General features: G+C 50.5%; 15 protein-coding genes. 8 read left to right on the top strand and 7 right to left on the bottom strand.

The window, feature by feature from the left end; genetic code table 11:
- Nucleotides 1–92 precede the first annotated feature (92 nt).
- The 5 genes from ACYVAM_RS20190 to ACYVAM_RS20170 form a co-directional block, all read right to left on the bottom strand.
- The gene (locus tag ACYVAM_RS20190; protein ID WP_461070322.1) at nt 93–980 is read right to left on the bottom strand and encodes a cyanophycinase; all 888 of its coding nucleotides are present in this window, start codon (nt 978–980) and stop codon (nt 93–95) included.
- Nucleotides 981–1,003: 23 nt separating this feature from the next.
- Complete coding sequence (locus ACYVAM_RS20185) at nt 1,004–2,344, bottom strand: RagB/SusD family nutrient uptake outer membrane protein (RefSeq protein ID WP_461070320.1); 1,341 nt, start codon at nt 2,342–2,344, stop codon at nt 1,004–1,006.
- Between the two features lie 19 nt (nt 2,345–2,363).
- Nucleotides 2,364–5,363, bottom strand: coding sequence for a SusC/RagA family TonB-linked outer membrane protein (locus tag ACYVAM_RS20180; protein ID WP_461070318.1), 3,000 nt, complete (start codon nt 5,361–5,363; stop codon nt 2,364–2,366).
- 142 nt (nt 5,364–5,505) lie between these two features.
- Nucleotides 5,506–5,787, bottom strand: coding sequence for a hypothetical protein (locus ACYVAM_RS20175; RefSeq protein ID WP_461070316.1), 282 nt, complete (start codon nt 5,785–5,787; stop codon nt 5,506–5,508).
- Between the two features lie 575 nt (nt 5,788–6,362).
- Entirely contained in the window at nt 6,363–6,956 is a 594-nt protein-coding gene (locus tag ACYVAM_RS20170) for a Crp/Fnr family transcriptional regulator (protein ID WP_461070314.1), read from the bottom strand.
- A gap of 135 nt (nt 6,957–7,091) precedes the next feature.
- On the opposite strand from ACYVAM_RS20170, the gene ACYVAM_RS20165 reads away from it, so the two are divergent.
- A complete protein-coding gene (locus ACYVAM_RS20165; protein WP_461070312.1) occupies nt 7,092–7,508 on the top strand; it encodes an OsmC family peroxiredoxin in 417 nt (138 codons plus the stop codon).
- A gap of 64 nt (nt 7,509–7,572) precedes the next feature.
- Here the strand turns inward: ACYVAM_RS20165 and lepA are convergent, their stop codons facing one another.
- Complete coding sequence (gene lepA, locus ACYVAM_RS20160) at nt 7,573–9,360, bottom strand: translation elongation factor 4 (RefSeq protein ID WP_461070310.1); 1,788 nt, start codon at nt 9,358–9,360, stop codon at nt 7,573–7,575.
- Nucleotides 9,361–10,017: 657 nt separating this feature from the next.
- On the opposite strand from lepA, the gene ACYVAM_RS20155 reads away from it, so the two are divergent.
- The 4 genes from ACYVAM_RS20155 (at nt 10,018) to ACYVAM_RS20140 (ending at nt 13,064) form a co-directional block, all read left to right on the top strand.
- On the top strand, nt 10,018–10,497 hold the full coding sequence (locus tag ACYVAM_RS20155) for an Lrp/AsnC ligand binding domain-containing protein (RefSeq protein WP_461070308.1): 480 nt from the start codon (nt 10,018–10,020) through the stop codon (nt 10,495–10,497).
- 78 nt (nt 10,498–10,575) lie between these two features.
- Nucleotides 10,576–11,115 (top strand): ATP-dependent protease subunit HslV, encoded by a 540-nt coding sequence (hslV, locus tag ACYVAM_RS20150; RefSeq protein WP_461070306.1) that lies wholly within the window; start codon nt 10,576–10,578, stop codon nt 11,113–11,115.
- A 55-nt stretch (nt 11,116–11,170) separates the two neighbouring features.
- Nucleotides 11,171–12,646, top strand: coding sequence for a sensor histidine kinase (locus ACYVAM_RS20145; RefSeq protein WP_461070304.1), 1,476 nt, complete (start codon nt 11,171–11,173; stop codon nt 12,644–12,646).
- Entirely contained in the window at nt 12,603–13,064 is a 462-nt protein-coding gene (locus ACYVAM_RS20140; RefSeq protein ID WP_046574576.1) for a response regulator, read from the top strand. The genes ACYVAM_RS20145 and ACYVAM_RS20140 overlap by 44 nt, the downstream gene beginning before the upstream one ends.
- 60 nt (nt 13,065–13,124) lie before the next feature.
- Here ACYVAM_RS20140 and dacB read toward each other — a convergent pair whose 3' ends face one another.
- Nucleotides 13,125–14,687 (bottom strand): D-alanyl-D-alanine carboxypeptidase/D-alanyl-D-alanine endopeptidase, encoded by a 1,563-nt coding sequence (gene dacB / locus ACYVAM_RS20135; RefSeq protein ID WP_461070301.1) that lies wholly within the window; start codon nt 14,685–14,687, stop codon nt 13,125–13,127.
- Between the two features lie 134 nt (nt 14,688–14,821).
- Here dacB and ACYVAM_RS20130 point away from each other — a divergent pair, with 134 nt between their 5' ends.
- The 3 genes from ACYVAM_RS20130 to ACYVAM_RS20120 all read left to right on the top strand — a co-directional run bounded on the left by ACYVAM_RS20130 (nt 14,822) and on the right by ACYVAM_RS20120 (nt 18,226).
- Nucleotides 14,822–16,267, top strand: coding sequence for an MBL fold metallo-hydrolase RNA specificity domain-containing protein (locus ACYVAM_RS20130; RefSeq protein ID WP_461070299.1), 1,446 nt, complete (start codon nt 14,822–14,824; stop codon nt 16,265–16,267).
- A 64-nt stretch (nt 16,268–16,331) separates the two neighbouring features.
- Nucleotides 16,332–17,300, top strand: a complete 969-nt coding sequence (locus ACYVAM_RS20125) for an acetyl-CoA carboxylase carboxyltransferase subunit alpha (protein WP_461070297.1) — start codon at nt 16,332–16,334, stop codon at nt 17,298–17,300.
- Between the two features lie 260 nt (nt 17,301–17,560).
- Nucleotides 17,561–18,226: an HAD family hydrolase gene (locus ACYVAM_RS20120; protein ID WP_461070295.1), complete on the top strand. Its 666-nt coding sequence runs from the start codon at nt 17,561–17,563 to the stop codon at nt 18,224–18,226.
- Nucleotides 18,227–18,291 lie beyond the last annotated feature (65 nt).

The following is an 18,291-nucleotide window of genomic DNA, read 5'->3' as shown; positions in this document are numbered from 1 at the left end:
TATCACAATCAGGAATCGACATCACCGAACAACTGACAACTTTAGTTTTATCATTCCTCTGTTGTCGGAATGATAAAACTAAAATAGCTGCTCTATTTCGCCGGCTCGTTAGCTCGTTGGGGCTGTGGACTAATCACTTTGCGGCTTTTTAAGTCAAATTTTTGTCCTTTGCCGAGAAAGTAAAAAGGCCCTCCGCTACTGTTCTGCCCGGATGGGTATTTCCCATTACTCGCAATTTGCCCCGCTTCGTAGATGCCCACGTAGGAGTTGCCGATAACGTCGAAGGTATTTTGCTGAACGACAATGGCGGTGCCTTCGTCAATGGCAATGCCCAGTAATTCGGGTCGTGCTTTAATCACCTCGATTAGATCGAATTGACGGTTCCGGCGTAGAAAGTGCTGATCAATAGTGACGTTATGAATGAAATCCAGCCCCTGGGTGTGGTCGCCAACCATGATCGAGTTGCCTTTGGTGTCGCCCCGCACCATGAAGGAGCCCAGAATGGTCGCGCCTGCCGATGTACCGCCAATCACTCCGCCCCGGCTCAATACGCCATTGAACTCCTTATGGGCCAATGTATTCAGATACGAATCGGCCAGTCGCCAGTGCCGCCCGCCCACAAACCAGACGCCGGTAGCTTTGCGTAGGGGAGCGACAAATGATTCCTGATTGGCAACCTTGGGGTCGCGGGTGTGCAGGACGGTAATGTCTTTTACCCCCAGACTAAGCAGTTTTTCCTTTTCACGCGGGGTGCTGTTCGCCGACGAATCTTCGCCGGCCGTTGGGATAATAACAATGCTGGCTTTGGCAGGTCCACCGGCCAGTTCAACAAACCGGTTCCAGAGTTCGGGACCCATGGTGCCTCCACCGACAATAACGAGGGCACCTTTGTCGGGGCCGATTGTCTGAGGTGCCTGGGCTGCAAGCCTCCCGGCGAGTAGCGTCAGAATAAGAAGTGGTAAAACGAATTGCTTTTTCATGACAGGAGTTTTTTGATACCAATTTAATACCCTTGGTTCTGCGTCAACGCTTTATCGGCCAGAATTTCGCTGTTCGGAATGGGCAGTACGTATTTACTGGCATCGGTAATGCCCAATACGGTTGCCACCCGGCCCGTGCGAATTAGATTGAACCAGCGGTCGGCTTCAAACGGAAACTCTACCTGTCGCTCTGTTTCTATGGCCAGCAATAGGGCGTCTTTCGTAGCGGCCTGCGACGCGGGTACGGCCGCCCGGTCCCGAACGGCGTTCAGGTCGGCCAGTGCGGCTGCTGTTTTGCCGAGTTGGGCCCGGGCTTCAGCCCGAATCAGGTACAATTCAGCAATGCGAATGACATAGGCCGGATCGGTGCCGAGCGGGTTGCGGTAATAGAGCTTGCCATACCACAAATTTCCCGGCGGACTGGTCTGGGCAATCAGCTCTTTCCGATTGCCGCCCACATTGGGGTCGTTGAGCAGGGCCACAAGCTTGTCGTTTGGTGCCCATTCCCGACGGCCGCTAAGGGCTGGCGGGAGCCACCAGTTATAATTCCCATTCTTGAACGAGTTGCTATAAGCAATTTCAAAGACCGATTCTGGCGTAGCTACAGCGTTGTTCGCGAAAAAAGCGCTGTAGGGTTTGGCCAGTTTGTAGTTCGCATCATCAATGAGTTTACTGGCGTAGGTTTCTGCCTGATCCCACTCCTGCCGGTACAGATGGTAGCGCGCCCGGAATGCCCAGACGGTTTTCCGGGTCACCTTGTTTCGGTTGGTCGTGGCACTCAGTAATGGTTCGGCTGCGATTAAGTCCTTGAGCACCTGAGCGTAGGTATCATCGACACTACCGCGGGGAATACCCGTATTGTCGGATGGCGTACGGGTTGCTTTCAGGATTACCTGCACCCCGCCCCAGCCCCGAACCAGGTCGAAGTAAGACAAGGCCCGTAGGGCATAAGCCTCGCCCTGAATCTGGTTTTTCCGGTCAGCGATCAGTAGCGGGTCCGTGAGTGTAGGTACGGTTTCCAGCAGGTAGTTGGCCTGAAGAATAGTCCGGTAAATAGCCGACCAGGCAGAACCCACATAGCCATTGTCAGCGGTTAATTTGCGGGCCGTGATCTCCTGGGGCGCACCCTGCGACCCTGTCCATTGAATATCGCCACCCGATAAATAGGCTAGTGACTGAAAGTTGGAGCCATAATAGCCGTCGCTACCCAGGCGATTGTACAGGCCGTTTAAGGCCGCTTCGGCGGTGCTGGCATTGGTGATGGCCTGCGATTCATCGACCTGTAACTCCGGCTGCACATCTAAAAAAGATTGGCAGCCCGTTAGCAGGAGAAGGAAGGGTACTAGTTTGATGTTGATTTTCATGGTGAATGAGCGCTAACGATCAAAAGGTCAGATTGAGGCCGAACTGAGCCGTTCGGGGTTGCGGGGGCGTACCCAAATCATACCCCTGGGTAGTTGGGTCGGCCGTTACGTTCACTTCAGGGTCGGGCCCCTGATACTTGCTTAATAACCACAGGTTCGAGCCGCTATAATAAACGCGGGCCGATGAAATGCCCACCCGGCGAAGCACCGATTTGGGAATCGTGTAACCCAGTACCAGCGAGTTCAGTCGCAGGAACGAACCATTCTCCACAAAACGGCTGATTGGGCTAAGGTTGTAGTTATTGCCAATGGTAGTGACCCGTGGCACATCCGTAATATCACCTTCTTTTTGCCAGCGGGTCAACTGGTTCTTGTTGATAGCCCGCCGGTCATCACGTGTACCACCCGATTCAAGGAAGAATCGGTTGTTGTTAAAGACCTTGTTGCCGTAGGTGAAATTGAAAAAGACTGATAGATCAAAGCCTTTATAAGCAAAGGTATTATTCAGACCACCGAAAAATTTGGGTAGTGCAGTCCCGTAGAATTGCTTGTCGGCCACAGTGATCTTCCCGTCTTTGTTGACATCGTCATAGACTGCATCGCCCGTTTTTGGGTCGACATACAACTGCTTGTAGACATAGAACGAGTGGAAGGACTGGCCCTGCGCCATGCGTTCGGCTGCGTAGCTGGCATCGACGGGAATAGATAATTTCTCGATCCGGTTAACGTTGCCAGCAATGTTGAAACTAGTGTTCCACTGAAAGCCCGCTTTATTGATGTTTTGGGAGTTAATGGCAAACTCAAGTCCCCGGTTACTGATTTCGCCGTCGTTCCGGTAAATACTGGCGAAGCCCGAACTTTGGGCAAGCGGCACCTGAAGGAGCAGATCGTACGTGTATTTCGAATACGCGTTGAGTTCGACGCCAATGCGGTTATTCCATAAGCCCAGGTTGAGCCCAATGTTGGTTTGTCGGGTGGTTTCCCACTTCAGATCAGGATTTGCCAGTTGCACCGGCGTCGTTCCCGGGTTGTCCAGGTAGTTATTTCCCCCGCCCCATAATCCCCGCGACGCGTAATTGCCGATCCCATTCTGGTTTCCCGTCCAGCCCACGCTGGCCCGGATTTTCAGATCACTGACGAAATTGACATCCCGCAGGAAATTCTCCTGCTTGAGCTGCCAGGCGACCCCGGCCGATGGGAAATAGCCCCACTGGTGTCCCTGAGCAAATTTTGACGACGCATCGGCCCGGAGGCTGGCTTCAACGAAGTATTTCTTTGCGAAATTATAATCGACCCGACCAAAGAAGGAAACCAGATTGTACTGGTTGCGATTCGACGAAGCCGTCGTTACGGAAGCCGACGCGATCTGTTTAAAGGCATCCGACGGGAAATTGGTGCCCTGCGCCAGCGTCTGGGTCGACACGTTACCCTGTAGCGTGTTACCCACCAAAGCGCCAAAATTGTGTTGGGTACCAAAACTTTTCCGGTAGGATAACGTCTGCTCATTGATCCAGATCGTGTTTTTGCTCACACTCGATGTGGCTAATCCTTTGCTGGCGCTGCCCCGGTTGGTCAGTGTATTCCAGTACTCGTATTCGTCATAATTGTTGTAGTCGATACTCCAGCTACTGCGCAATTTAAGGCCACTGGTGATGTCGAATTCACCGTAGATGTTGCCAATGTAGCGGGTGCTGGTCGAGTGCATGTCGGTATTGTTAATCAGCACATCGAGGTTATCGAAACCCGCCCATTTAGCATACGTGCCGTCGGTGTTGAACTTGGGCAGATAGGTGGGTGTATGTAGCGCAGCTTGCAAAATGCCCCCCTGGGGTCCATCGCCAACGCGCGCATTGGTCCGGTTCGACTGGGAGAAAATATTGCTGGTACCGATCCGGATTTTATCGGTAATGTCCTGATCCAGATTCAGCTTGAAGCTGGCCCGGCTAAAATCATTGGTACGAAGCGTTGCCTGCTGACTGGTGTAGCCGCCACCCAGGTAGAAACGGGTTTGTTTGGTGCCACCCGACACGGCCAGGTCATAATTCTGGAGCGCCCCCGTCCGGAAAATATCGTGCAGCCGGTCATAGGTGGGCTGTTCTTCCGGCAGTCCGCGCCCTCCTTCCGAAACGGGACGAAACGGCCGGGTAGCAGGAGATTTGCCATCGTTGATCCAGGCATCGTTGATGATCGTAGCGTGCTCGGGCCCGGTGGCCAGATCCCAGAGTTTGGGTGCCCACGCCTGCCCCACCGATGCGTTCAGGCTAACTTTCGTTTTGCTGTTATAAGCACCCCGTTTTGTCGTAATCAGGACGACCCCGTTGGCAGCCCGTGCTCCGTAAATAGCGGTCGCTTCGGCATCTTTCAGAATCGAAATGGATTCAATGTCGGCGGGGTTAATGTCGGCCAATGGGTTGTTTGACTGGCCCTGGGTCGTAATTTTCTGGAGCGACTGGTTATTGACGAATACGCCATCGACCACATACAGCGGATCGTTACTGGCGTTGATGGACGTGGTTCCCCGGATGCGGAAGAAAATGCCATCGCCTGGTACGCCCGTGTTGGCCGCCACCTGCACGCCAGCCGCCCGGCCCTGCAACTGCTGGTCGAAACTGGCAACCGGGCGGTTCTTGATTTCGTCGGCGTTGACCTGCGTGACTGAACCGACCAGATTTTTACGGTCCTGGGTGCCATACCCCACCACCACTACTTCATTTAGCTGCGAAGCAGATTCCCGTAGTGAGATGTCGAGGGTTGTTTTTAAGCCAACTTTGACTTGGGTCGTTTGGTAGCCGATGGCCGAGATAACGAGCTCATCGCCCGAGCGGGCTTCCAGGCTGAAAAGGCCATTGGCATCTGTTGTGGCTCCTTTTGTCTGGTTCTTTAGGACCACGTTTGCGCCTGGCAGTGGCTCGCCATTATCGGTTCGAACGGTACCCGATAGTCGTGTTGCGGTTGATTGTGCCAGCAATCCTCCGCCGAAGAGTAGCCAGACTACTCCCGCAAATAAAAGTTTTTGCATTACTTTGTCTTGGTTATGTTAAAATCAGGCTTGTCAGAGCCTTTTTGTTAGCCAGCCGGAACGGTTGCCGCCGTTTCGGCTTTTTTATGGGCGAGCCAATCAGTTGCCGCTGATTCACAGGCCGGTAATCGAAAAGAATGTGTCAGATTTCCCGCACACTGACCATGCCCCGTACGGAGCGCAGCCGCTGCACCAGGAAGCCGTTGCGTCGGTGCTCTTCCTGCATCTGAACGGTCAGCAAGCCACTGGCCTGTATTCCATCGCCTTCAAAGAATAGAGCTTGAATGGTATAACCACCATCCTGAGGGACTGTACCGGCAATATCGCTGACGAAGTTCAGCCGGTCGAAACCCGCTATCTGGTACGTCACGTGCGCAACGAGCCCTTGACTGTCGGGTGGAGAGGAAATGAATGAAGCGTGCATAGTTGACTTGCTGATGGAAAGGGATCGTTCATTAAATGTTTATTTATTCTATTGATTAACTAGGGTAATATTCCCTTTACTGCATCGGGCGTGGTTGTGGGTATATGTTTGACTAGGTAGGGTAACCGTGAGTTCCGTTCGATAAACGGTCACCTGATACAGGGCGGAGTTGACCTTAGCGGCAACAACAGGGATGCATAGGCATTCGGCACATTCCTGAATCCCGGAAAGGAGATGCGGTGATGATTGAAACGAATTGTGCCGGTTGGTGTAACGTAATCATGCGAATCGAACGGGTAAAGCTAGGCTAGCTTTGTTAACTACAAGGCAAAGGTGAAAAGCGTAATTCGTTTTTCCAAAATAAATGTAAAAAAATGAGTATCAGGCAATTACCTAATACTCTATCGGGATATACGGTTATTCGTAGCTGTCTGCAAAGGTATTGGTGCATCAACTTACGGTAGAGGCAAAGAAACAACTAAGAGCTAAGATTTAGAGTTTGAGGATATTATACAGGCTGTGGCTTAGTTGGGACAGAGTAATTCTTACCAGTGATCCTCCAGGATGGACGACTACTATTTTCGGGCTACCTGGGCTCGTATCCGGCTAAGAGAAGGCCCTTTTATGCCCAGATACGATGAGATATGACCCAACGAAACTCGGTTGAGAAGATCCGGCTGATTCGTCAATAAGTCGATATAGCGTTCTTCGGCTGTCTGGGTCAGCAAACTCTCGGATCGGAGTTGGTTCATCAGAAAATACTGCTCTGCCAGCAGTCGGCCAAAGCGTTCCCAGCCGTGCGAGCGTTCGTACAGTTGCTGTAGGTGGTCATACGGCATCACAAATAATTCAGAATCTTCCAGTGCTTCTATGATATAGGGACAGGTTGTTCGGGTTAATAGACTTTTTAGTGAGGTGATGAAGTTATTTTCGGCAGCAAAGTACAGGTTGTGCTCAAGTTCGGTTTTCGGATCTACATAATAAACCCGAAAAATTCCGTTGACAATAAAGCCGATGTGCCGACAGAGGGAGTTAGGGACATTAAAGAAATCATGTCGACCTACAGTCCTGGCCTGCCAGAATGCGCTGGAGAGCTCAATGTCTGCGGTTGAAAGCTGAGCGAACTGGTGTAATTGCTGATGGAGGATAACGTGCTGCGGGGATGTCATGGGCTGGATTCGAAACGGCGACTCCGTTTTTTGATTACCGATTACTTTTTAACATAGGTGAAAAATAAGCAGGCGGATGCTTCTTACTTTTGACCCAACAAAATGGACTAACAAACAAAGTCAACCGATAAAATTATGAAAATTACCCGCAATGCACAGGCTCATTGGGCCGGAACTGGTAAAGATGGTCAGGGCACAGTAACGACGGCCAGTACCGTTTTAAACAAAACTCAATATTCGTATAAAACCCGTTTTGAGGACGGCGTAGGCACCAACCCTGAAGAGTTAGTGGCAGCGGCCCATGCGGGCTGTTTTGCCATGCAACTGGCGTTCAATATTCAGCAGGCTGGCTTTGCGGCCGATTCGCTCGATGTGAACTGCGCGATTACCCTGGAAGACGGCGGCATCACCAGTTCCGTTCTAACCCTGAAAGCGGCCGTCCCCGGCCTCGATAAGGCGAAGTTTGATGAGTTGGTGGATCATGCTGAGCACAACTGCCCAATCTCAAAATTATTCAACACAACGATCAAGGTAGATGCTACCCTGGCGTAAGGCTCGATTCATTTATTGAGGCATATCAAAAAAAAGACCAGCTCGTTTCGGGCTGGTCTTTTTTTTAGTTGATCTTCAACACGGCCATAAAGGCTTCCTGTGGTATCTCCACGTTGCCAACCTGGCGCATTCGTTTCTTGCCTTTCTTCTGTTTATCGAGCAGTTTACGTTTCCGGGAAATATCACCGCCGTAACATTTAGCCAATACGTCTTTACGCAGGGCGCTCAGGGTTTCGCGGGCAATGATTTTCTGGCCAATGGCTGCCTGAATCGCAATTTCAAACTGTTGCCGGGGAATTAACTCGCGAAGTTTTTCACACAGTTTCTTGCCCCATTCATATGACTTCGAGCGGTGAACAATGGCGGAGAGAGCATCGACTTTATCGCCGTTGAGCATCACATCGAGCTTTACCATGTCCGATTCGCGGTTGTCCATAAACTCGTAATCGAGAGAGGCATACCCGCGCGAGATCGTTTTGAGTTTGTCGAAAAAGTCGAATACGACCTCGGCCAGAGGCATCTCGAACTGAAGTTCAACGCGGTCGGCGGTCAGGTATACCTGATTTTTGAGCAAACTGCGCTTGTCCATACAGAGCCCCATAATACCACCCACATACTCGGCCTTGGTGATGATCTGTGCCCGGATAAACGGTTCCTCAATGTAGTCGATCAGGTTTGGATCGGGCATTTCGGCGGGGGCCGATACCTGAAGTTCTTCCCCTTTGGTGGTCATAACTTCGAAACGTACCGAGGGTACCGTGGTGATCACGGTCATGTCGAACTCGCGTTCCAGGCGCTCCTGCACAATTTCCATATGGAGCATACCCAGGAAACCACACCGGAAACCAAACCCCAGCGCGGCCGATGTTTCGGGTTCCCACACAAGGGCGGCATCGTTGAGCTGCAGCTTTTCCATGGCATCGCGCAAGTCCTCAAATTCGCTGGTTTCTACCGGATAAATACCCGCAAAAACCATCGGTTTCACTTCTGAGAAACCTTGAATAGCCACCGTGGCGGGGTTGTCGATCGTCGTAACGGTATCGCCGACTTTTACTTCTTTGGCTACTTTGATGCCCGAGATCAGGTACCCTACGTCGCCACACTCGATTACGTCTTTGGGGACTTGGACTAAGCCAAGTGTTCCAACTTCATCGGCGTAATACTCCTTACCAGTGTTCATGAACTTCACCTTGTCGCCTTTGCGAATACGGCCGTTCTTGACCCGGAAAATAACTTCGATACCCCGGTATGAGTTAAAGTGCGAATCGAAGATAAGCGCCTGTAATGGCCCCGTGGGCTCCCCTTTTGGGGCCGGTATCCGCTCGACAATGGCGGCCAGAATTTCCGGAACGCCGATACCTTCTTTACCCGATGCCGGAATAATGTCGTCTCGTTCGCAGCCCAGAAGGTCCACCATTTCGTCCTTGATCTCTTCGGGTCTGGCACCCGGCAGGTCGATTTTGTTCAGGACGGGGATGATAACCAGATCGTTATTGAGAGCCAGATATAAATTCGAGATCGTTTGGGCTTCCGTTCCCTGCGACGCATCGACCAACAGCAACGCGCCTTCGCAAGCGGCAATAGAGCGCGAGACTTCGTAGCTAAAATCGACGTGGCCTGGTGTATCGATCAGGTTCAGGGTATACGTTTCCCCTTTGTGGATGTAGTCCATCTGGATAGCGTGGCTTTTGATGGTGATGCCACGTTCACGCTCCAGATCCATATCATCCAGCAATTGGGCCTGCATATCGCGGGAGCCAACTGTTTTGGTAAATTCTAACAAACGGTCGGCCAGGGTACTCTTACCGTGATCAATGTGGGCGATAATGCAAAAATTACGAATATGTTTCACGTTGGAATATCGGATCGTCGTTACGACGGGGAGTCTATCTTAAATAAACGGCAAAAATACGCAAAAAAGTCCGCGTTTAAGCTAGGTATAGGCGGAGCGAGTACGACAAGTTTGTGGCTGCTTGTCTATAAAGAGGAGCAAACTGGTTTTTTTGTCGGCCAGAATTAGCCCATTGACCAGATTCATCGGGTTGCGAGCGGGGTCAATCAGATAAAATTTTAGGAGTGGCTGTAAAAAAACAAACGCCGGACTCATCGGGGAGCCGGCGTGTTCAATTACACTTCATCAACAAACTAAAATCATTGCCCGCCAAGGCGGAAACTTGCTGTAGGAGGGGGACTCGAACCGCCCACGGTGCAGTTAGCTACAGTACAACTCTGGTGGTCAACCCCAGTCGCCCTTGCGGGCGGCATTATGCTGCGTTTATCCTTTATCACCACCCCCGAGACAGGAGGGCACGTCTGCCAATTTCGACATCCTACAGTGTGAGGAAAAGAATCAAGAAGACCGGCGTGTGACCCCGCTCGATCAACTTGACAATACAAAGATAGTAGAGAAGGGTCATTCGTTGCAAATTTTATATAAAAATTTCCGAAAATTTATAAACTATTCAAAAAGGGGATAATTTTGTTAGCACTCATCAAAAAATGCTTTAAAATGACGGAGAAAAATTTAGAAATTGACAATACTGATCTGAAAATACTAAGTATATTGATGCAGGATGCCAACATGGCCTATACCGAAATAGGAAAACGCATCTTCGTGTCAGGCGGTACGGTTCACGTTCGGATGAACAAATTGAAACAGATGGGCATTGTTCGTGGATCGCAACTGGTCATCGACCACGCGAAGCTCGGCTGGGACATTAGTGCCTTCCTGGGCATTTACCTCGACAAGAGCTCGTTGTATGAAGAGGTATCCCGGCAATTGGAAAAAATTCCGGAAGTTGTCAACGTCCATTATACAACCGGTATCTACAGCATCTTTGCCAAGATTGTCTGCCGGGACACCCAACACCTGCGCGAAGTGCTGCACGATAAAATTCAGAAAGTAAGTGGCATTCAGCGCACCGAAACATTTATTTCGCTCGAAGAGAGCGTAAACCGGCCTATTCCCTTTTCGGAAAACAGTTTGTAGGCTGTCAGTCGTCGATCAATGCAACGACGAACTACAACCCACAGACTTGGTGTTATACATATCAACAAATTATAATTCATGCAACCCAAAATTCATGCAACAACAGTAGTCGGCATTCGGCACAACGGCCAGGTGTCGCTTGGTGCCGATGGGCAGGCTACGATGGGCAATACCGTTGCCAAGAGCAATGTTCGTAAAGTGCGCGTACTGATGGGCGGAAAAGTGCTGGCTGGTTTTGCCGGGTCTACCGCCGACGCGTTTACGCTGATCGAACGTTTCGAAGAAAAGCTCAATGCCTATGGTGGAAACCTTAAACGGGCCGCTATTGAACTGGCGAAAGACTGGCGGACGGATCGCTACCTTCGTAAACTGGAGGCCATGTTAATTGTCGCTTCCAAAGATGACCTCTTGCTGGTGTCGGGTACTGGCGACGTAATTGAGCCTGATGCTGATGTAGCCGCCATCGGCTCTGGTGGTATGTATGCACAGTCGGCAGCGTTAGCCCTGAAGAAACATGCGTCGGGCCTGTCGGCCGAAGAAATGGTTCGTGAGAGCCTGCACATTGCTGCAGATGTATGTATCTATACCAACCATAATTTGGTTGTTGAAACGTTGTAAAAAGAGACAGCTCCTGTGTTCGTTGTCTATCTTTGTCACTGATTAACTCTACGGTATGCAGAAAGTGAACGTAATTGGCTCATTGCTCATGAACCGTCGCATAGCGATGGGCTTTGTCGTGGCTATGGTGTTGATTGGTTCAGGATTTACCATCTCGTTCTACAGTTATATCCGGTATGGTGACGATACAAAACAGGTTCGCCACACCTATGAAGTTATCCAGGTTCTCAATAACATTCTCTCGTTAATCAAGGATGTTGAAACCAGTTCAAGAGGCTACACGATAACGAATGACGTTACCTATCTGGAGCCTTATCGAACCGCGCTTCGGGTATTGCCCGCAGAAATTAGCAAATTACGAAACCTGACTACCGATAATCGTGTTCAGATTCGACGTCGATTTCTGCTGGAGAAGCTCATCAAAGACAAGCTGGCCATTACAACGTCTCCTTTAAAGACGAAGCTTTCAGAACCGGGCAGTTTGGTACTTAATAAGGAAAGTAAACACCGAATGGATTTGCTGCGAACCCATGTAGCTTTGATGGTCGAAACGGAGCAAACATTAATGGATGTACGAAACCGGCAGGCCGATCGATCCTTTCGGAATACGCTTATTATTATTGCCGCCTTATCGCTGCTAACCTTCTTAACATTAGTTGTTCTCTATCGGTTGCTGGAGCAGGAGTTGACCCACCGGCAGGAGACTGAAGACCAGTTGCGCGCGTATGAATCTCAATTAAGAGGCCAGATTCGACAACTGGAAGCCTCGAATGAAGAACTGGAGCGGTTTGCATTTGTAGCAAGCCACGACTTGCAGGAGCCGTTGCGTAAAATTCAGTCTTTTGCTAATTTAATTACGGATCGATACGGTAATTTGTTCGATGCCGATAGTATGCTGTTTATGGGCAAAATCTCGAATTCGGCCGAGCGCATGTCCAAACTTATAAAGGACCTGTTGAATTTTTCCCGTATTTCCAGCCACCGGGAGAATTTTGAGTCGGTTTCGCTGAGTGACATTGTGCAGCGGATTCTGGATGATCAGGAACTACGGGTCAAAGGGTTAGATGTTCGGCTGGAAGTGAGTAATTTGCCCATTATCGAAGGTATTGCCAGTCAAATGGATCATTTGTTCAATAACTTGATTTCCAATGCCTTGAAGTTTGTCCGGTCTGATGTTCAACCGCTACTTCGGATTGGCGTTCAGGCCATCGATGGCGAGTGTTATACCGGATTAATACCCGGCCGAAATTATTTCGAAATTACCATCGAGGATAATGGAATTGGGTTTGAGGAGAAATATGTTGACCACATCTTTAAAGTTTTTCAGCGATTACATGGCAAAAGTGCTTTTGAAGGGACCGGTATTGGACTGGCCATTTGCAAGCGCGTTGTTATGTATCACCACGGTTACATTACGGCCCGCAGCCAACCAAATGCAGGCACCACGTTTGTAGTCGTTTTACCAGAAAGCCAATCACAACAACAGTATGACCGACCAACTTCAGAAACCTATTCATATCCTGCTGGTTGACGACGACGAAGACGACCGTTACCTCACCCGGGAGGCATTTCATCAGCATTATCCCGCAAGCCGTATTTCATTTGCTGAAGATGGCGAAGACTTACTGGATTTTCTGCGCTATGAAGGGCGGTATGCAGGAGCAGCTCATACGCTGCCTGAACTCATATTACTTGATTTGAACATGCCTCGCAAAGATGGCCGGGAGGCCCTGCGGGAAATTAAATCGAACGATGCATTCCGTCATATTCCTATTCTGGTATTGACCACGTCGGATGCCAAAGATGACATTGAAACATCTTATTTTAACGGTGCCAACAGCTTTATCACAAAACCACCAACCTTTCAGCGGCTGAGCGAAGTGACCAAAGCCATTGGCCAGTACTGGTTCAATGTGGTAACCGTTTGCGAACACTCGGAAGACGAGTAAAAAGGAGAACGAGCGAAAGAGTGAACGAGTCAAATGCTGACACCAGCCATTTTCGCTCGTTTATTCTTTCGCTCGTTCACTCGTTCCAGTCAGCCCGACCAGATTGACGAAAATCTTTTCCAGCGCGTTGGTTACGGCGCGGTTCTGGCCAGGCGTAAATTTATTGACCAGCACACAAAAACTCATGCGTTCGCCGTCCGTAGCCGTGAAGTAACCCGCATAGGCACGAACGCCCTCGATGGAACCACTCTTGGCCCGAATGTTTCCCGCTGCGGCTGTTCCGCGAGCCAGCGTTCGTACGGTTCCGGTTTGCCCGACAATCGGAATCGTTTCATAGAATTGGGGGAAAACTTTCTCCCGACCCATGGCGCTGAGAATCCCGGTCATGTTATCCGCCGTTAGGGCACCTACGGTCGAAAGGCCGCTGCCATCCCGGATTCGAAACCCGTTCAGATCAACCCCTTTGCTTTTCCAGTAGGCCGTCAAGGCATCCACACTAGCCTCCATCGACCGGACGGGCTTCGTTAATGCCAGCGCGGTTGTTCGCAGAAAAGCTTCGGCGTATAAATTGATGCTCTGGTAATTTGTCTGCTGGATCAATTCGGTTAGCAACGGGGACTTATGTTGATTGAGCAGCGTTCGTTTGCCGGTTGACACAACCGTTTTGGGTAACCCGCCCCCTTCCGATACGGCCGGACTGCTGATCGATACGTTGTCCTGTATAAGCTGATTTTGAAGCGCAAAAGCGGCAAAAAAAGCGGGGTCGGGCAGGGAGCCTTTCACACTGAACTCGTTGGCTGGTTCGCCCAGGGGGACTTTGCCGGTCAGCCATTGCTGATTCATAAACGGCGACCCATAAATATTCACCTGATCGCCGGTATTGGCGGCATCGGTCGTAACGGTGTTTCGAAAGGCGAGGTAGGGGAGCAGCGGGTCCGTGCGCAGCACACTGGCGGGTGCGCCAACGGATTTCCCTGGTCTGAAAAATACGCGAAACAGGTTTTCATTTATGTTCAGCGCACTTAAGCTGGCGCCGTAATAATTTCCCAAATCACCAAATGGCCAGGTGCCGGGCGTTGTCAGGTCCTCATATAAACTAGCATCGCCCACAACCATGCCCTGAATCTTTCGAATGCCCGCCGTGCGAACCGCGTCTGACCAGTTCTTGAGTAGGGCTGGCAAATCATAATAAGCCGGAAATCGCCAGCTTCCCAGGGAGGGGTCGCCGGTGCCCCGGATGTATATATTACCGGTCAATACACTGTCTTTTATCGTGCCATCGTATTCAAGATTTGTCGCGTAGGTATAGTTGGGGCCCAACACGGCCAGGGCTGTCGCCGTCGTAATAAGTTTCAATGTAGAGGCCGATGGCAGGCTCATTCGGGCATTATAGCTGACAACTTCTTCCCCATCACGCACGCGCCGAACGGACAGCGACACAGTCCCGTACCGAACAGCCGGGCTCCCCTGGAACGTTTCTACCTGCCTGAGCAGTTGCTGAATAGCCAGCGAATCGGTTGCTTGCCGGGGCTGGGAGAGAGTAGGTGAAAAAGGAAAAAAAGTGAGCAGGCTAGCTACCAAAACAAATGGGAGGCAAGCCCGAAAATGGGGAATAAAGCGCATTAAGGAACAGTTAGGCGATTCGAAGGGTATTTCGTACTTTTGCAAACTTACGAAGTTTGCGCCACCCAACTTGCGTTAAAAGCACCTATCCTAAGATATCGAATAAACGACACCGAATAGTTAAAGTTGCACGCATGAAATTATCATTTTTGGGGGCGGCCCGTCAGGTAACTGGCAGTATGTATCTGCTGGAACTGGAGGATGATTACCGCATCCTGATTGACTGTGGTTCCGATCTGGAACGCTCTAGGCCACAAGAGGCCAATTCAAACGGTCAAACACCCCCCGCCGTTACTCATCCGGGATTTTTTCCGTTTGAGGCATCAAGTATAAATCTGGTCCTGCTGACCCACGCTCACGTGGATCACTCAGGTAATCTGCCCAATTTATTTCGAGAAGGCTACGAAGGTCAGATACTTTGTACCGAACCAACATTCGCCCTGACGAATGTGCTGCTCAAAGATTCAGCATCGCTCAATCAAAAACGCATCAACGAACTGAATGCCAGCAAAAAACAGCGGGTAAAAGATCGGCAGGTGCAATTGCAGAAAGACTTGTTTTTAGATAAACAGGTTCGGGAGACGATGGAGAATGTTGTGCCTATTGGCTTCAACCGCAAGTTCAGGGTTGCCGATGGCGTCGATGTGACCTTCATTCCGGCGGGACACTTACTCGGCGCAGCGCACATTGTGATCAACGTGATAGAAAATGGCGAACGAAAAAGCATTTGCTTTTCGGGAGACATTGGCCGGAAAAACTACCCGCTGCTGGTCGATCCGGCTACGGTGCCCGCCGTAGATTACCTGGTTTGTGAAAGCACATACGGCAATCGCCTTCATGAGAACCTGATGACGCCCGAAGATGCGCTGGCTGATATTATTCAGCGCACCTGCATCGACATTCCGGGGCGGCTCATCATTCCATCGTTCAGTGTTGGCCGGACGCAGGCGCTGCTTTATACGCTCAACCGGCTTTATACGGAACGGAATTTCCCGCCTATCCGGGTATTTTCGGATAGCCCGATGGGATTTGAGAGTACCAAAATTTACATGCAGCACATCAGCATGCTAAATAAGGAGGCCAGGGAGTTTTATAAGGAAAATGAAACGTTGTTCGATTTTCAGAATTTTCAATTTCTGGAATCATCGAAGGCGAGTAAAGCCGTCTCTAATTTTGGTGAACCCTGCATTATCATTTCCTCGTCGGGCATGGTGCAGGGCGGTCGGGTCGAATACCACGTGGCCGAAAACATTAGTAATCCGTATGCGACGATTCTGATTATTGGCTATTGTGCCGAAGGAACGCTTGGCTGGCGATTATTGAATGGACAACAAACACTCAGTATCAAAGGGACGGACCATCAGGTGCTGGCTAACGTCGAAAAGATCGACGTATTCAGCGGTCACGGTGACCGGAACGACCTGATCAACTTTGTGCGTATGCAGTCGCCCGAAACGCTCAAAAATATCTTCCTCGTTCACGGCGAGTACGAGAGCATGGAGTCGTTTAAGGCCACACTGGCCGAAGAAGGCTTCCCACAGGTTATTATCCCGAAAAAGGGCGAACGCTTTGACTTATAAATGGTGACTGATGAGGTATACCTCATCAGTCATAATCGTACCGGCGACCCGGTCATTAGTATACATGAGAACATATCTTGACTTTGAAAAGCCCATTGCTGACCTCGAAGCACGGCTGGAGGAGACTAAGAAATTAGCGCAAACCAGCAATGTAGACGTCAGTGAAGCGGTTAACGTGCTGGAGCAGAGCATCGATAAACTGCGACGGGAAATTTTTCAGAATCTTACCCGCTGGCAGCGCGTTCAATTATCGCGTCATCCAGATCGCCCGTATACGCTCGATTATATTTCGCTCATGTGCGACCAGTTTATCGAACTGCACGGCGACCGCACTGTTCGCGACGATCCGGCGATGGTAGGCGGTTTCTGCGAATTGGGACGCCCCGGCGAACCAGGCCAAACGGTGATGATCATCGGTCAGCAAAAGGGCCGGAATACCAAACAGCGCCAGTACCGGAATTTTGGTATGCCCAACCCCGAAGGTTATCGGAAAGCCCTTCGCCTGATGAAACTGGCCGAAAAGTTTAACAAACCGATTATTACGTTGATCGACACACCCGGTGCGTTTCCGGGTCTGGAAGCCGAAGAGCGTGGTCAGGGTGAAGCAATTGCCCGCAACCTGAAAGAAATGTTCATGCTGACGGTGCCCGTTATTTGCATCGTCATTGGCGAAGGCGCTTCGGGTGGCGCGTTGGGTATTGCAATCGGCGACAAAGTGCTTATGCTCGAAAATACCTGGTACTCCGTTATTTCGCCCGAAAACTGTTCGACCATTCTCTGGCGTAGCTGGGACTTTAAAGAACAGGCGGCCGAAGCCATGAAGCTGACGGCCCGCGACATGCAACTGAATAAACTGGTCGATGACATTGTGGAAGAACCCCTTGGCGGGGCGCACAATGACCATCAGGCCATGGCCAACCAACTGAAAAAGGTCATATTAGATACGATCGAACAGCTAAACGCCATCGACCCGCAGGAGCGTATCAATCAGCGCATCGACAAATTCTGCGAAATGGGTGTCGTTCTGGAATAAGTGCCGGCCCCCACAAATTGGTCGTAGAGTTAAGAAAGAAGCCGCCGGGAGATTCTCAGCGGCTTCTTTCGTTCAGGCAAAGCGTTTGTCGCGGGTCGATGAATACGGTATGTTTTTCACCTCTACCTCAGCCTCCTTAATCGGGCCGACGTTCTTTACTGTCAACTTTGCCATCCTGTTTCACCGTTTGTCTGCAAATCTAACGTTATCTTTGGCTTCCGGTTCACGCAACGCCCGAACCGACGCCATACGTGCAGGTTATGCTCAATACATCAACGCTCAAAAACCTTATCTTCGACCTCGGCGATGTGATCATCCCGATCGATCTGACCGCTCCCATTCGAAACTTTGCCATGCTGGCCAACCTGCCCGAAGAGCAGGTACGGGAACTTTGGATGCAACACGACATCGTTGGGCAATATGAAACCGGCCTCATCGATGATGATGCTTTCCGGGCGCATGTGCGAACATTGTTGAAAAATCGGGCCAGCGAGCCCGGTGCTGAAACGGTATCGTCCGATCAGTGGGCCGACGAAGTAATCGATACCGCCTGGAATACGATTCTTCTCGATTTACCGATTGAGCGCATCGAACGGATCAAGCAATTGAAGGCGGGTTATCGGTTGTTTCTGCTGAGCAACACCAGTCCAATTCACATCCGGAAAGTGAATAGCGTGTTGACTGGCATGGGCCAGCCATCGCTGGAGGAACTTTTCGAACGGGTGTTTTATTCATACGAGGTTCGTCTGGCAAAACCATCGCCCGAAATCTACCAGCATGTACTGTCTGAGGGCGGACTGGTTGCCGAAGAAACCGCTTTTTTTGACGATAACGCTGCGAACATCAAGGCTGCTGCCGGGTTAGGTATTCAGGCCGTACATGTTCAGCCACCGTTGACCATATTAGACTATTTAAAAGATGTATAATGATGTAGGCTATCGGATATATACGTTTCCAGCGATACATCCGATAGCCTACAGCCATCACATAC

Source organism: Spirosoma horti (assembly GCF_054776595.1).
The sequence above is the reverse complement of the archived record's forward strand: the minus strand, read 5'-3'. Positions and strand labels throughout refer to the sequence as shown.